Annotated in this window: 14 protein-coding genes; 9 read left to right on the forward strand and 5 right to left on the reverse strand. The window is 71.5% G+C overall.

Annotated features, from left to right (window positions below; translation table 11 throughout):
- Positions 1–96: 96 nt before the first annotated feature.
- On the forward strand, positions 97–426 hold the full coding sequence (locus tag DK427_RS24060) for an integration host factor subunit alpha (protein ID WP_109953582.1): 330 nt from the start codon (positions 97–99) through the stop codon (positions 424–426).
- Positions 427–439: 13 nt separating this feature from the next.
- On the opposite strand, the gene DK427_RS24065 is transcribed toward DK427_RS24060, so the two are convergent.
- Entirely contained in the window at positions 440–733 is a 294-nt protein-coding gene (locus DK427_RS24065) for a hypothetical protein (RefSeq protein ID WP_109953583.1), read from the reverse strand.
- Positions 734–853: 120 nt separating this feature from the next.
- Between DK427_RS24065 and DK427_RS24070 the strand changes: the two genes are divergently transcribed.
- From DK427_RS24070 to DK427_RS24090, 5 genes are all read left to right on the forward strand, one after another.
- Entirely contained in the window at positions 854–1204 is a 351-nt protein-coding gene (locus DK427_RS24070; RefSeq protein WP_245930699.1) for a DUF2293 domain-containing protein, read from the forward strand.
- Positions 1205–1269: 65 nt separating this feature from the next.
- The gene (locus tag DK427_RS24075) at positions 1270–1479 is read left to right on the forward strand and encodes a TOBE domain-containing protein (protein WP_109953585.1); all 210 of its coding nucleotides are present in this window, start codon (positions 1270–1272) and stop codon (positions 1477–1479) included.
- A gap of 93 nt (positions 1480–1572) precedes the next feature.
- Positions 1573–2625, forward strand: a complete 1053-nt coding sequence (gene tsaD, locus DK427_RS24080) for a tRNA (adenosine(37)-N6)-threonylcarbamoyltransferase complex transferase subunit TsaD (protein WP_109953586.1) — start codon at positions 1573–1575, stop codon at positions 2623–2625.
- 53 nt (positions 2626–2678) lie between these two features.
- Positions 2679–3575: a GNAT family N-acetyltransferase gene (locus DK427_RS24085; protein WP_109954361.1), complete on the forward strand. Its 897-nt coding sequence runs from the start codon at positions 2679–2681 to the stop codon at positions 3573–3575.
- A complete protein-coding gene (locus DK427_RS24090) occupies positions 3572–4567 on the forward strand; it encodes an NAD(P)H-dependent glycerol-3-phosphate dehydrogenase (RefSeq protein WP_109953587.1) in 996 nt (331 codons plus the stop codon). Before DK427_RS24085 ends, DK427_RS24090 begins: the two co-directional genes overlap by 4 nt.
- 70 nt (positions 4568–4637) lie before the next feature.
- Here the strand turns inward: DK427_RS24090 and dxs are convergent, their stop codons facing one another.
- Positions 4638–6626, reverse strand: a complete 1989-nt coding sequence (gene dxs / locus DK427_RS24095; protein WP_109953588.1) for a 1-deoxy-D-xylulose-5-phosphate synthase — start codon at positions 6624–6626, stop codon at positions 4638–4640.
- 482 nt (positions 6627–7108) lie between these two features.
- On the opposite strand from dxs, the gene DK427_RS24100 reads away from it, so the two are divergent.
- From DK427_RS24100 to ettA, 3 genes are all read left to right on the forward strand, one after another.
- Positions 7109–7990, forward strand: a complete 882-nt coding sequence (locus DK427_RS24100) for a DNA/RNA non-specific endonuclease (RefSeq protein ID WP_245930700.1) — start codon at positions 7109–7111, stop codon at positions 7988–7990.
- Positions 7991–8005: 15 nt separating this feature from the next.
- Positions 8006–8332 (forward strand): hypothetical protein, encoded by a 327-nt coding sequence (locus DK427_RS24105; RefSeq protein WP_204165232.1) that lies wholly within the window; start codon positions 8006–8008, stop codon positions 8330–8332.
- Between the two features lie 197 nt (positions 8333–8529).
- Complete coding sequence (ettA, locus tag DK427_RS24110) at positions 8530–10182, forward strand: energy-dependent translational throttle protein EttA (protein WP_109953590.1); 1653 nt, start codon at positions 8530–8532, stop codon at positions 10180–10182.
- A gap of 114 nt (positions 10183–10296) precedes the next feature.
- On the opposite strand, the gene DK427_RS24115 is transcribed toward ettA, so the two are convergent.
- The 3 genes from DK427_RS24115 to DK427_RS24125 form a co-directional block, all read right to left on the reverse strand.
- Entirely contained in the window at positions 10297–11154 is an 858-nt protein-coding gene (locus DK427_RS24115) for a formyltransferase family protein (protein WP_109953591.1), read from the reverse strand.
- Complete coding sequence (locus tag DK427_RS24120; protein WP_109953592.1) at positions 11154–11921, reverse strand: SDR family NAD(P)-dependent oxidoreductase; 768 nt, start codon at positions 11919–11921, stop codon at positions 11154–11156. Before DK427_RS24120 ends, DK427_RS24115 begins: the two co-directional genes overlap by 1 nt.
- 120 nt (positions 11922–12041) lie before the next feature.
- A complete protein-coding gene (locus DK427_RS24125; RefSeq protein ID WP_109953593.1) occupies positions 12042–13346 on the reverse strand; it encodes a capsule biosynthesis protein in 1305 nt (434 codons plus the stop codon).
- Between the last annotated feature and the right edge of the window lie 424 nt (positions 13347–13770).

Below are 13770 nucleotides of genomic sequence, written 5' to 3' on the forward strand. Positions count from 1 at the left end.
CGTGGTTGACCCCGGCCGAGGCGCCGATTAGCGTGCCGGATCATAGGGATACGTCGCAGCCGGCGCCGTTCCGGACAATCTCCGAGGGGGGTAGGCATGACGGGCAAGACGGTCACACGCGCCGATCTGAGCGAGGCCGTCTACCAGCAGGTCGGTCTGTCGCGGGCGGAATCCGCGGCGCTCGTCGAGACCGTCCTCTCCGAGATCTGCACCTGCCTCGCCGAGGGCGAGACCGTGAAGCTGTCCTCCTTCGGTTCCTTCGTGGTGCGCAGCAAGGGCCGCCGGGTTGGGCGCAACCCCAAAACCGGCGTCGAGGTCGAGATCGAGCCCCGGCAGGTGATGGTGTTCAAGCCCTCGAACGTCCTGAAAGCCCGCATCAACGGATCGCATGTCGGCAACGGCGCCGACGAGGCCGACGACGATTGAGCCCCCGGGCCCCTCAGCAGCCCCGGCAGATCGAGCCCAGGGTCGAGCGCATCTTGGTGTCCCACGCCTTGTTGCGGGCTTCGGCGGCCTTCTGCGCCTTGATCATGGCGGCCTCGTTCGTCGGTTTCATGGGCGCACCGGCGACCATGCCGGGCGGCTTGGTCTGACCCGTCGCGGTCAGGCTGCGCCCCGCACGGGGCGCGCCGGGGTCGGCACCGGGCTGCGCCAGCACCGGTGCGGCGCCGAGGGTCAGGGCCAGCAGCGCGGTGGCGGCGCGCGGCACGAGATGGCACGTGAGACGGCGCATGGACGAGAATCTCCCGGGACCCGGGCGGGGCCCCTCGTTCCTGGGCGCGCAGGATCGGACGCGCGCCCGCCGAGAGTATGACAGCGCCGCCGTGCTTGGAAGGTAACAGAGGGGGTGCCCGTGAGACCTGTTGGGTCCGGACCGGCGACGGACAGGCGCACCCGGGTCGCCGACGCCCTGCGGCGCCTCGCCCCGCGCCTGCCCGAATTCGAGAGCGAGGCCACGGTCGATCGGGCGCTCCTGAGCCCCGGCCTGCGCAACGCCGCTCCCGAGACCGCCGCCCGGCTCGCGCTGCTCGCCTACGCGCGCCACGTCTTCACGGAGTACGACGACCTGCTCGCCGACGGCTACGACCGCGACAGCGCCCGGCACTTCGTGCTCGACGAGTTGAACGCGGTGCTCACCGGATGGGGCGCCGCGCCGATTCCTGAGGACGCGCCGGACGCGGGCGAGGATCCTGCCGAATTGTGAGGCGCGCCGTCACGCGAGCCTGCTAGAGACCCTGCGGCTTCAACCAACCAAGGATTCAGAGTGCCATGAAGATCAGTGCGCGCAATGTGCTCAAGGGCAAGGTCGTCTCGGTGGAGAAGGGCGCCACCACGGCACACGTGAAGATCGAGATCGCGCCCGGTCAGGTTGTGACCTCGGCGATCACCAACGATTCGGTCGAGGCGCTGCAGCTCGCGGTGGGCTCCGACGCCTACGCGGTGGTGAAGGCCTCCGACGTCATGGTGGCGGTGGACTGAGCGAAGGCGGGGATCGCCCACGCGGCGCGTTGCGACGGGCCGGGCCGCGCGGGTAGAAGGGACGCCCGAAGGCGCCCCCCGGACAATCCATCGATGAAGATCCTCGGCATCGAGACCACCTGCGACGAGACCGCCGCCGCCATCGTCGCGCACGACGAGGCGGGCGGCGCCTCCATCCTCGCCAACGAGGTGCTGAGCCAGATCGCCGAGCACGCGGCCTATGGCGGGGTCGTGCCGGAGATCGCCGCGCGCGCCCATGTCGAGGTGCTCGACCGACTCATCGACCGCGCCCTCGACCGGGCGGGAATCGGGCTGCGCGATCTCGACGGCATCGCGGTGGCGGCCGGGCCCGGCCTGATCGGCGGCGTGCTGATCGGCCTCGTCACCGCCAAGACGCTCGCCCTCGTCACCCGCAAGCCGCTGCTGGCGGTCAACCACCTGGAGGCGCACGCGCTGACCGCGCGCCTCACGGACGGGCTGGCCTTCCCCTACCTGCTGCTGCTGGCCTCGGGCGGCCACACCCAGCTCGTCGCCGTGAAGGGTGTCGGCCAGTACGTGCGCCTCGGCGGCACCATCGACGACGCGATCGGCGAGGCGTTCGACAAGGTCGCCAAGCTCCTCGGACTCGGCTACCCGGGCGGTCCGGAAGTCGAGCGCATGGCCGAATCCGGCGATCCCGAGCGCTTCGCCCTGCCCCGCCCCATGCTCGGACGGCGCGAGGCGGATTTTTCGCTCTCCGGCCTCAAGACGGCGCTCCGCATCGAGGCCGAGCGGATCGCGCCGCTGGCCGAGCGCGACGTCGCCGACCTCTGCGCGAGCTTCCAGGCGGCGATCACCGACGTGGTCGTGGACCGGGCGCGCGTGGCTCTGCGCGCCTTCTCGGGCGTGGCGGGTCACCCGACCGCCCTGGTGGCGGCCGGCGGCGTTTCGGCCAACGGCGCGATCCGCCGGGCGCTCGCGGCGCTCGCGGGCGAGGCCGGCCTCGCCTTCGTGGCGCCGCCCCTCCAGCTCTGCGGCGACAACGGCGCGATGATCGCCTGGGCCGGCCTGGAGCGCCTGCGCCTCGGGCTGACCGACGACCTCACCGTGCCGGCCCGCGCCCGCTGGCCCTTCGCCGAGAAGCCCGCCGCCGCGGTCGCGGTGTGAGGGCGCCCCGCCTCGTCCTGCCGCGCGGCAATTTCTCGGACAACCGCGCGGCAGTGACCGCCCAGCCCCTCGCGGCGGCGAGCGTGGCGGACCCGCAGGCGCGCTGGCGCGACCTTGTGGACCGGCGGCTGCCGGAAGCCGCCCGCGCCCGTCCGGACTGGCCCGTGCGTCGCGACCACGGCTTCGCCCGCGTTCTTCTCGACAACGCCTGCGGCGGTCCCTGGCGCGAGAGCGTGTGCGCGCCCGCCTGGGCCAACATGCCGCCGGAGCGCCTCGCCCTGGCGACCGAACTCGGCGAGGCCCTGCTCTCGGGACGCGCGGATCTGCACCTCCTGAACCGCCGCTCGCTGCTCTGGCGCGGCAAGGAGCGCGCGCCGCCGGCGCCCGACGAGATCGTCGAGCCGGGCGGCCTCCTGCTGCGGCGCTGGCGGCGGGGCGACGACGCGCCCTTCGCCGCGCTGAACGCCGATCCGGCCGTGATGGCGCACTTCCCCAGCCTGCGCAGCCGCGCCGAGAGCCTGAACGAGGCGCGCGCCTTCGATCGCCGCTTCGAGGCGGACGGGTTCGGCCCCTGGGCGGTCGAGGAGGCGGGCCGCTTCGTCGGCTTCGTCGGAGCCTTGCGGATGATGCGGCCGATGCCCTTTCCGGACGGCGAGCGGCCGGGCGAGGGCGTCGAGATCGGCTGGCGGCTCGCCCGCGAGGCCTGGGGACGGGGCATCGCCACGCGCGCGGCCCGCGCCGCGCTCGCCGACCTGTTCGGACGCTGCGGCGTGCCCGCGGTCGTGGCCTACACGGCGGAGGGGAATCTCGCCTCGCGCCGGGTGATGGAGCGGCTGGGGATGCGCCCGGATGGCGCCTTCGCCCATCCGGCCATCGCGGCGGATCATCCCTTGAGCCGCCATATCCTGTATCGCTTGGCGGCGCGGCATCGCCCCGGAGAGAGCGCATGAGCCAGAACGGATCGGTCGCGGTGATCGGCGGCGGCGCCTGGGGCACGGCGCTCGCCAACGCTGTGGCGGGCCGCCATCCGGTGACCCTGTGGCTGCGCGACGCGGAGGCCGCCACGCGGATCGAGGAGGCCCGCGAGAACGCCCGCTACCTGCCGGGCGTGCCGCTTCACCCGGCGATCCGGGCGACCGCGGATGCGGGCCGCCTGCGCGAGGCCGTCACGGTGCTCCTCGTCACCCCGGCCCAGACCGCCCGCGCGGTGATCGGGCAGCTCGGGGGCCACCTGCCGCCGGGCGCGCCCGTCGTGCTCTGCGCGAAGGGCATCGAGCGCGGCACGGACGCCTTCATGAGCGCGGTCGCGGCCGATTGCCTGCCAGCGGGCACACCGGTCGCGGTGCTCTCCGGCCCGAGCTTCGCGGCGGACGTCGCCCGCAACCTGCCGACCGCCGTGACGCTCGCCGCAGCGGAGGCCGGCCTCGCGGCCGACCTCGCGCACCGCCTCTCCGGGCCGACCTTGCGCCTCTACCACACCGACGACGTGCGCGGCGTCGAGATCGGCGGGGCGGGCAAGAACGTGCTGGCGATCGCCTGCGGCATCGTGGCGGGCAGCGGTCTCGGCGAGAGCGCGCGCGCCGCGCTGATTGCCCGGGCTTTCGCGGAGCTGATGCGCTTCGCCCGGGCCTATGGCGGGCGGCCCGAGACGCTGATGGGCTTGTCGGGCCTCGGAGACCTCGTGCTCACTGCTTCCTCGCCGCAATCCCGCAACTTCGCCTTCGGCGAGCGGTTGGGTGCCGGCGCCTCGCCGGAGGCCGCCGCGGGCGGCAAGCTGGCGGAGGGCGCCTTCACGGCCGCGGCGCTGGTGGCGCTCGCTCGGGCGCGAGGGGTCGAGATGCCGATCGCCGAGGCGGTGGCCGACATCGTGTCGGGCGCAACGCGGGTCGACGCGGTGGTGACGCGGCTGATGGCGCGGCCGCTGAAGGGCGAGGCGGAGTAGGCCGCGGTTCGAACCTCGCTGCCCCGCCAGAGATCCTCCCTCCCCACCGTGTGGGGAGAGAGGAGAAACCTCAGCGCTGGCGGCGGGCGACGCTGACCACGTTGGAGGCCCGCGCCTTCCGCTCGGGCAGGACCTCGTTCACCTTGGCGACGATGGCGGCTGCATCGAGCCCGGCCTCGGCGTACATCCGGTCCGGCGTGTCGTGGTCCTGGTAGGCGTCCGGCAGCGTCATCGTGCGGACCCGGACCCGCATCGCGTCCAGCACGCCCCGCTCCGACAGGAGATGCAGCACCATCGCGCCGAAGCCGCCGCGCGAGCCCTCCTCCAGCGTGATCAGAACCTCGTGGCTCGCCGCCAGGTCCAGGATCATCCCCTCGTCCAGCGGCTTGGCAAAGCGCGCATCCGCCACCGTCACGGCGACCCCCGCCTCCTCCAGCTGGTCGGCCGCCTTCAGCGCCTCAGAGAGACGCGTGCCGAGCGACAAGAGCGCCACCCGCGCACCCTCGGGACGCCGCAGGATCCGCCCGCGCCCGATCGCAAGCGCCTCGCCCCGCTCGGGAAGCTCAACCCCCACGCCCTCGCCGCGCGGGTAGCGCAGCGCGATCGGCCCTGAGTCGTGCGTGTGACAGGTCGCCACCATGTGCACCAGCTCGGCCTCGTCGGCGGCCGCCATCACCGTCATGTTCGGCAGGCAGCAGAGGTAGGCCAGATCGAAGGCGCCCGCATGCGTGGCGCCATCCGCCCCCACCAGTCCCGCCCGGTCCAGGCAGAAGCGCACGGGCAGGTTCTGCAGGGCCACGTCGTGCACGACCTGATCGTAGGCGCGCTGCAGGAAGGTCGAGTAGATCGCCACGAACGGCCGGTAGCCCTCGGTCGCCAGACCGCCCGCGAAGGTGACCGCGTGCTGCTCGGCGATGCCGACGTCGAAGGTGCGGCTCGGATGCGCCTTGCCGAACAGGTCGATGCCGGTGCCGCCCGGCATCGCCGCGGTGATCGCCACCACCTTCGGGTCGGCGTCGGCCGCCTTGATCAGGCTCTCGCCGAAGACGCGGGTATAGGCCGGGGCGTTCGGCTTGGCCTTGGCCTGGACGCCTGAGACCACGTCGAACTTGACCACGCCGTGGTAGCGGTCGGCGCTGGCCTCGGCCGGCGCGTAGCCCTTGCCCTTCTGGGTGACGACGTGGAGCAGGATGGGCCCGTGCTCGGCGTCGCGCACGTTCTTGAGGATGGGCAGGAGGTGGTCGAGGTTGTGCCCGTCGACCGGTCCCACGTAGTGGAAGCCCATCTCCTCGAACATGGTGCCCCCGCCCACCACGAGCGAGCGGGCATACTCCTCGGCCGCCGCCGCGCGCTGGTAGATGGCTTTCGGCAGGAGCTGGCCGAGCTGCTTGGCGGTCTCGCGGAGCGAGCGGTAGGTGCCGCCGGAGGCCAGCCGGGCGAAGTAGGCCGACATGGCGCCGACAGGCGGCGCGATCGACATGTCGTTGTCGTTGAGGATGACGATGAGGCGCGAGTGCAGGGCGCCGGCATTGTTCATGGCCTCGTAGGCCATGCCGGCCGACATCGAGCCGTCGCCGATCACCGCGATGACGTTGCGGCGCTTCGGACTCTCGCGGCCGGCGGCCTTGGCCTCGGCCACGTCGAGGTCGCGGGCGACCGCCATGCCGAGGCCGGCGGAGATCGAGGTGGAGGAGTGGGCCGCGCCGAAGGGGTCGTAGACGCTCTCGCTCCGCTTGGTGAAGCCCGACAGGCCGCCGCCCTGGCGGAGCGTGCGGATGCGGTCGCGGCGTCCGGTGAGGATCTTGTGCGGGTAGGCCTGGTGGCCGACGTCCCAGATGATGCGGTCGTCGGGCGTGTCGAAGACGTGGTGCAGCGCGACCGTGAGCTCGACGACGCCGAGCCCGGAGCCGAGATGGCCGCCGGTAACGGAGACCGCGTCGATCATCTCGGCGCGCACGGCGTCGGCCACAGCCTGAAGGCGGCTCTCCGGCAGGCGGCGCAGGGCCGCCGGCTCCTCCAGACCCTCAAGGATCGACGTCACGCTCTCGTTCTCGGCCAAGGGGAACTCTTCCGTTCTTGAAGCTGTGCCGGATCGCGCCACGTCCCTCTCCGGCCATCTCGGGCGTGGTCCACGCGGCTGCCCCAGCGGGGCCGTGAACTCCGGGGGGACAGCAGACACAACCGCTGTCATGATAGTGCCAGTTACGGATGATCGGGCCCCCGATCAATGTTGGGGCGCGATTTTTTGCGATTTCGTGCCCCTGCGGCAACATGAGGTCCGCCCTTGAAGTCCGTTCGTTCATGCGGAATCACGCTGTTCTCGGGCCTCCTCTGGAGCCAAGCTTGGCTGAGTCAGGCATCGGCCGCACCGGGTCCTGTCGACGGCAATCTCACATTCGCGTGCGGCTTCCTCGGCGATTGCCCGCCCCGGACAGTGCCAGGCGGGCCGGACCGTGCCGTCCAGCCGTTCCGCAGCAGCCTGGGACGCCCCTGCGGCTGGCGCGAGCGCCCGACCCTGCAGGGACCGCGGAGGGTGCGGATGTGCTACTGAGGCGCGCCATCGCCGTCGCGCTCCTCCTCGCGGCTACACCGGCCGCGGCAGAGACGGCCTGTCCCGAACACTTCGCCGACGGGCGCGTCCCGGCGCTCACAAACCCGAAGCTCGCGGCGCGTACCCTGCCGCTGTGCTTCGAGGCCTTCGCGCTGCTGCACTCGGGTGCCTCGCGCACACCCCTCTACGCTGCCGAGCGGCTGACGCGGGAGAGCGTCACCGCGGCGCGGGCGGTCGCGCGCGACGACAGCTTCCACGAGGAGGATCGGCTGCCCGCGGTCGACCGCTCGGAGCTGGAAGACTACGTCCATTCGGGCTTCGACCGCGGCCATCTGGCGCCAGCCGGCGACATGCCCACCCCGACTGCGCAGGGTCAGTCGTTCAGCCTCGCCAACATCGTCCCGCAGAACCGCGCCTTCAACCGCGGCCTCTGGGCCGGCATCGAGGAGAGCGTGCGGCGTCTCGCGAGCGAGCGAGGCACGCTATACGTCGTGACCGGCGTCGTCTTTACCGGCGGTTCCGTTGACGCGCTGAAGAGCCGGGTCCTGGTGCCGACGCAGCTCTACAAGGCGCTCTACGACCCCGCGCGCGGGGAGGCCGGCGCCTATCTGGCACCGAACAGGGCGGGGGCTGCGTGGCAGGCGGTCTCGATCGCCGGCCTCAATGGCACGGCCGGAGTCGACGTCTTCCCGGGTCTGCCGGACGCGGTGAAGAGGCAGGCCATGCCGCTGCCCGAGCCGCGCGAGTTCGCGCGCGGCGACGAGGCCGAGCGGCGCAGTCCCCGCGAGGAGACCTGGCAGGACTGGCTCTGGCGCGAGGCGGGCCGGGCCCTGCGCAAGGCGATCCGCGATACCCTGCGGGCGATCTTCTGAGGCGAGGACGAGGCGATGCCGGACCGCAAGACAGGCGGCAAGACAGGCCGCAAGACGGACCGGACGCCGCGCGAGGCGAGGCCGGATTTCGAACCCTTCGCGGACGACGCGGCAGTGCGCACGCTCGGCGCGCTCACCTTCGAGAACGGGACCGGCCGCATCGCCCTGCACGGCACCTGCAACATCACCCGCGACAGGGCCGGCCTCGCCCTGTCGCGCGAGCTGCGGCGCACTGCCGAGGCGATCGTCGCCGCCCTGGAGGCGCAGGACCTGCCGGAGCGAATCAACGAGGCGGACGAGCCCGGCGAGCGCGCGGAGCCGGTGCGCAACCCCTTCGCCTGACGGGCATCCGTCCTTTGCCCGGGGTCATCCTTGCCCGTCTAGGCGCGTCCTGATACTCGGGCGTGATCATTTCCCGCGACAGGGGCCGGCGACCCGAGGGGATCGGGCGAACCGGCCCGCGCCCGCCCCGTGTCAGCCGTGCGTCGGCACGGCGCGCGCGAACGCGCCGGCACGAACGCTTGAGAGGATAACCCGCGATGGCCCGCGAATTCATCTACCACATGCGGGGTCTGACCAAGACCTACACGGGTGGCAAGAAGGTCCTAGAGAACGTCAACCTCTCGTTCTACCCGGACGCGAAGATCGGCGTGCTCGGCATCAACGGCGCCGGCAAGTCGACGCTCCTGAAGATCATGGCCGGCATCGACACGGACTGGACCGGCGAGGGCTTCGTCGCGCAGGGCGCGCGCGTCGGCTACCTGCCGCAGGAGCCGCAGCTCGATACCAGCAAGTCGGTCCGCGAGAACGTGATGGAGGGCGTGGCCGAGAAGCAGGCGATGCTCGACCGCTACAACGAACTCGCGATGAACTACTCCGAGGAGACGGCGGACGAGATGACCGCCCTCCAGGACCAGATCGAGGCACAGAATCTCTGGGAACTCGATTCGAAGGTCGATCAGGCCATGGAGGCCCTGGGCTGCCCGGGCGACGAGCAGCCGGTCGCCACGCTGTCGGGCGGCGAGCGCCGCCGCGTGGCGCTCTGCAAGCTGCTGCTCTGGGAGCCCGAGCTCCTCCTTCTCGACGAGCCGACCAACCACCTCGACGCCGAGACGGTGAACTGGCTCGAAGGCCACCTGCGCCAGTATCCGGGCGCGATCCTGATCGTGACCCACGACCGCTACTTCCTCGACAACGTCACGAGCTGGATCCTCGAGCTCGATCGCGGCCGGGGCATCCCCTACGAGGGCAACTACTCCTCCTGGCTGGTGCAGAAGCAGAAGCGCCTGGAGCAGGAGGGCCGCGAGGACATGGCCCGCCAGCGCTCGATCGCGCGCGAGACAGAGTGGATCTCGGCGTCGCCAAAGGCGCGGCAGACCAAGTCCAAGGCGCGCATCACGCGCTACGAGGAGCTGGTCGCCAAGCAGCAGCAGAAGGTCGATGCGACCGCGCAGATCGTCATCCCGATCACCGAGCGGCTCGGCCAGAACGTCATCGAGTTCAACGGCTTGTCGAAGGCCTACGGTGACCGCCTGCTGATCGAGGACCTCTCCTTCAAGCTGCCGCCGGGTGGCATCGTCGGCGTGATCGGCCCGAACGGCGCCGGCAAGACCACGCTGTTCAAGATGATCACCGGCACCGAGAAGCCGGATGCCGGCGAGATCAAGGTCGGCGAGAGCGTGCATCTCGGCTACGTCGACCAGTCGCGCGACGCGCTCGACCCGAATGCCACCGTCTGGCAGGAGATCTCGGGCGGCAACGACATCCTCTACTTCAACAAGCGCGAGATCAATTCGCGCGCCTACTGCGCGGCCTTCGCCTTCAAGGGCGGCGACCAGCAGAAGAAGGTCGGCACGCTGTCGGGCGGTGAGCGCAATCGCGTCCACCTCGCCGCGACCCTGCGCAAGGGCGGCAACGTGCTGCTCCTCGACGAGCCGACCAACGACCTCGACATGGAGACCCTGCGGGCGCTCGAGGAGGGCCTGGAGGATTACGCGGGCTGCGCGGTGATCATCAGCCACGATCGCTGGTTCCTGAACCGCATCGCGACCCACATCCTGGCCTTCGAGGGCGACAGCCACGTCGAGTGGTTCGAGGGCAACTTCTCGGACTACGAGGCCGACAAGAAGCGCCGCCTCGGGCTCGACTCGATCATCCCGAAGAAGCTGAAGTACAAGAAGTTCTCGCGCTGAGGCGGTAACGCTGCCGAGTATCCGGGCTCTTCCGCCGTGTGGCGGAAGAGCTTTTTTTGTCGACTGCCACCTAGCCTCCCTCCCCCGCAGAGGGTGGAGGGAGAACCTGCAGCGCTATCCCCGCGCGTTCAGCGCCAGCGCCTCCGCCAAATCCCGCGCATCCGTCAGCTTCTGCCCGCGGGTGCGCATCGCCCGCAGCATCGCCCGATCGGGGAACGGGCAGTAGGGCAGCACCGGCACGCGCTCGCCCTCCGGGACCGCGCCCTCGCGCGCGATCCGGTCGAGCAGGGCCTGCAGCATCAGCAGACCGTGCTGGTGCAGCTGAACCGAGGCCCGCGTCGCGGTCACGCTCGGCGAGAGGCGGAAGCGCTCCTGCGCCAGGATCGCGCCCGCATCGATCTGCGGGGCGAGCCGGTGCAGGGTCATGCCGAAGGCGTCCGGGCCTTCCGCAAGCGCGTGGATCGTCGGCACCGGGCCGCGGTGGCGCGGCAGCAGCCCCGGATGGGCGTTGATCCCGCCGAGCCGAGCCGCCGCGATGGTCTCCGGCGTCAGGATCTGGTCGAAATGGTAGGTGAGGATCAGGTCCGGCGCGTATTCCTGCAGGGCATGGGCGACCTCCGGGCCGTTCACGTCGTCGACCGTCAGCGTCGGGACGCCGTGCCGGGCACAGAGTTCGGCCAGCGGCGTCGTCTCGCTTAGGTCGCGGCTGCGCCCGAGCGCTTGCGTCAGGGGCGCCAGCGGGCGCAGCAGGTCCGGCAGGCCGAAATTGATGCCGAGATAGGGCAGGATGGCGGGGCCGGAGCGGGCGAGATGCCGCCGTACCTGGCCCACCAGCCCGCCGGCCGCCGGCCGCTCGGCGTTCGAGAGCCCGACGAAGGCGATCTCCAGCGCGTGGTCGGCCACGAACCGGCGCACCGCGCGCGCGTTCGGGAGCGCCTCCAGAACGAAGAGCGCGATGCGGGCGCGCGCCATCAGCGCCGCTTCCGGATCTGGAAGCGGAAGCCGTGCATGCCGAGGCGCCGCAAGGATTCGGGCAGAAGCCCGGCCCCGCGGGCGAGCACCGCGAGCAGCGTCGGGAAGGCCACGATGTCCCTGTCCCGCTCCAGCCCCCGGGCGATCCGCCGGGCGGCCTCCTCGGCGCTCATCTCCAGCGGACGCCAGCCCTTGTAGTCGCCGCCCATCGGGGTCTTCACGTAGCCCGGCGTCACCACGTTGATCTTCACGCCGCGGGCCCGGACCTTCTCGCGCAGCGCCAAGCCGTGGGCGAGGAGCGCCGCCTTGGCGCCGCTATAGGCGGGCGCGTCGGGCAGGGGCGCGAAGGCCGCGAGCGAGGACATCAGGGCGATCTGGCCCTGTCCGCGGGCGAGCATCAGGCCGACGCAGGGCAGCATCACGTTGAGGGCGCCGCCGAGGTTGATGTCCGCGGTCTCGAAGGCTACCGCTTCGGTCTCGACGTCCCCGGTCGGGTGGCCGCCGTTGATCGCCGCGTTGACGATTACGAGGTCGAGCGGCTGCCGCGCGTGCACGGTTTCCAAGAAGGCGCGCACGGCTGCGCGGTCGCGCACGTCGAGGCGCTCCGTCTCGACCGCGGCGCCCTGCCCCCGGCACGCTTCCGCGACAGCCTCCAGCCGGGCAGGGTCGCGGGCGACGAGGACGAGGGTGGTGCCGGGGCCGGCATAGTGGCGGGCGAGCGCCGCGCCGATGCCGCTCGACGCGCCGGTGATCAGGATGCAGGGCATGGGGGCGGTGCTACCCCGCGAGGCTCCGGCGGATCAAGCGCGTCGCGATCGCCTCCGCCGAACCGGAAGGGCTCCGCCCTGCACCCGCGAAAGGCCTCGGGCCTTTCGAAACCGGGGATGTCAGTAGACCGGTGCGAGCCGGCCGTCCTCCTCCGCGCGCTCGCGGATGGCGCGGGCGGCGGCAAGCGTGGCGTCCGGCAGGGCCGATTCCATCCGCGGCACCGAGCCCGCGACCGCACGGGCTATCGCCTCCTGCGAGAAGAAGCCGCCGTTCACCTGGGTCCGGTTGAGGACGACGCGGCGAAAATCGGCGACCAGATCCATGTCGGGCGCGATCGGGTCGGTCCAGAAGCTGTCGAGGTCGCCCTGATGGGTCAGGCCGGCCATGTTGTAGATCGCGGTGCCGACCGCGTGGGTCGGGCGGCCCATCTCCAGCGACAGCATGCCGACGGTGGAGTTCACGATCACCACCCCGCGCGCGCCCGCGATCAGGGCCGGCAGGTCGCCGCCGTCGATGAAGTCGAGCCGGTCGCTCACCCCGTGGCGCCGGGCCGACGCGCGGGCGAAGCGGCGCCAGTTCATCAGGCCGCTGTCGAGCGGATGCAGCTTTACCAGGAGGCGCGTCGGCGCCTTCGAGGTCTCGGCGAAGGACTTGATCACCCGGTCCATGAAGCCCTCGACCCCGAGGAAGGGGGAGTGCACGCGGATCTGGTAGTCGCTGTCGAGTTGGAGCGGCAGCAGGAAGTAGTCGCAGCCGACCGCGCGGTAGATCTCGTCGCAACGCGCTGCCTCGCGCCGAGTCCGGCCGCGGCGGGCGAACTTCTTGATCCAGCCCGCATACTCCATCGCGATGTGCGTCGGCCGGTGGCTGCGGAAGCGCGGGTAGAGGTAGGGGAACAGGACGTTGGCGAGGTTGTAGCTCACGTCCCAGAGGCTGCGGCGCGCCATGTCGCCGGTCGACGGCATGGCCCGGGCCGGCTGCGGCAGGCGGCGGGCGAGAGCGCGCACCGCCTCGGCGGTTCGCGGCAGTGACGAGTAGCCGTTCACGCCGCCGAGCTCGCAGGTGATCCAGTTCGGCCGGATATAGCCTTCCTCGAAGACGTGGACGCGCAAGCCCTCTCGCGCTGCCAACTCGCGGGCGACCACGTGGAAGGGACGGCAATCGCCGAACAGCACGATGTCGGTCACGCCGTGCTCGGCCACGTAGGCGTCGAGGAACGCCTCCCAACCGGTGCGGGGGCCGCGGTAATGGTCGGACTCGCCGCCCCAGAACAGCCAATCGCCCGAGCAGAAGTTGATGCGCCGCACGTTGTGGCCGCGCGCGCGCAGGGCCTGGCCGAGGTCGGAGAAGAAGGGGGAGGCGATGCCCTGCAAGAACAGGAAGGTTGCGGGACGGTCGCGGCCGGCGCTCTCGCGGGTCAGCATGTCGAGAGAGGCTGCTCGAACCTCTGGCCGCGGCGGAAGCCTGGCGGCGGTCTCGGTGGTCGCGGTATCTGGGCGAGACTGCAGCATTCTGAGGCGCTTCCGTCCTTCACCGCGCCGGAAACCGTGAGGAATTTCCGGCAGTCGACCATGGGGTTGCACGACGCCCGGTTCTCAGCAATCCGCTGCCGGGGGCGCTTCCTGTGAATCCTGTGGGCTGTGACCGCGCCGCAACGCGGGGTACTGCTCCGGTTCAGCGGGGTTAAGCAGCAATCACGGCGGCGGTATGTCCGCTCCCGCCGGGCCGGGGCTTGTCCCCGCTGCCCACGTTTCGCGTAGGATCAGCCCCGCGCGCTTGAAAATGCGCTACAGGCGGGCGAGCCCTCGAGCATTCGACCTGGGCAGGACCGGATATGGAGCCCGAACA

This window comes from Methylobacterium radiodurans, assembly GCF_003173735.1.
Taxonomy (GTDB): domain Bacteria; phylum Pseudomonadota; class Alphaproteobacteria; order Rhizobiales; family Beijerinckiaceae; genus Methylobacterium; species Methylobacterium radiodurans.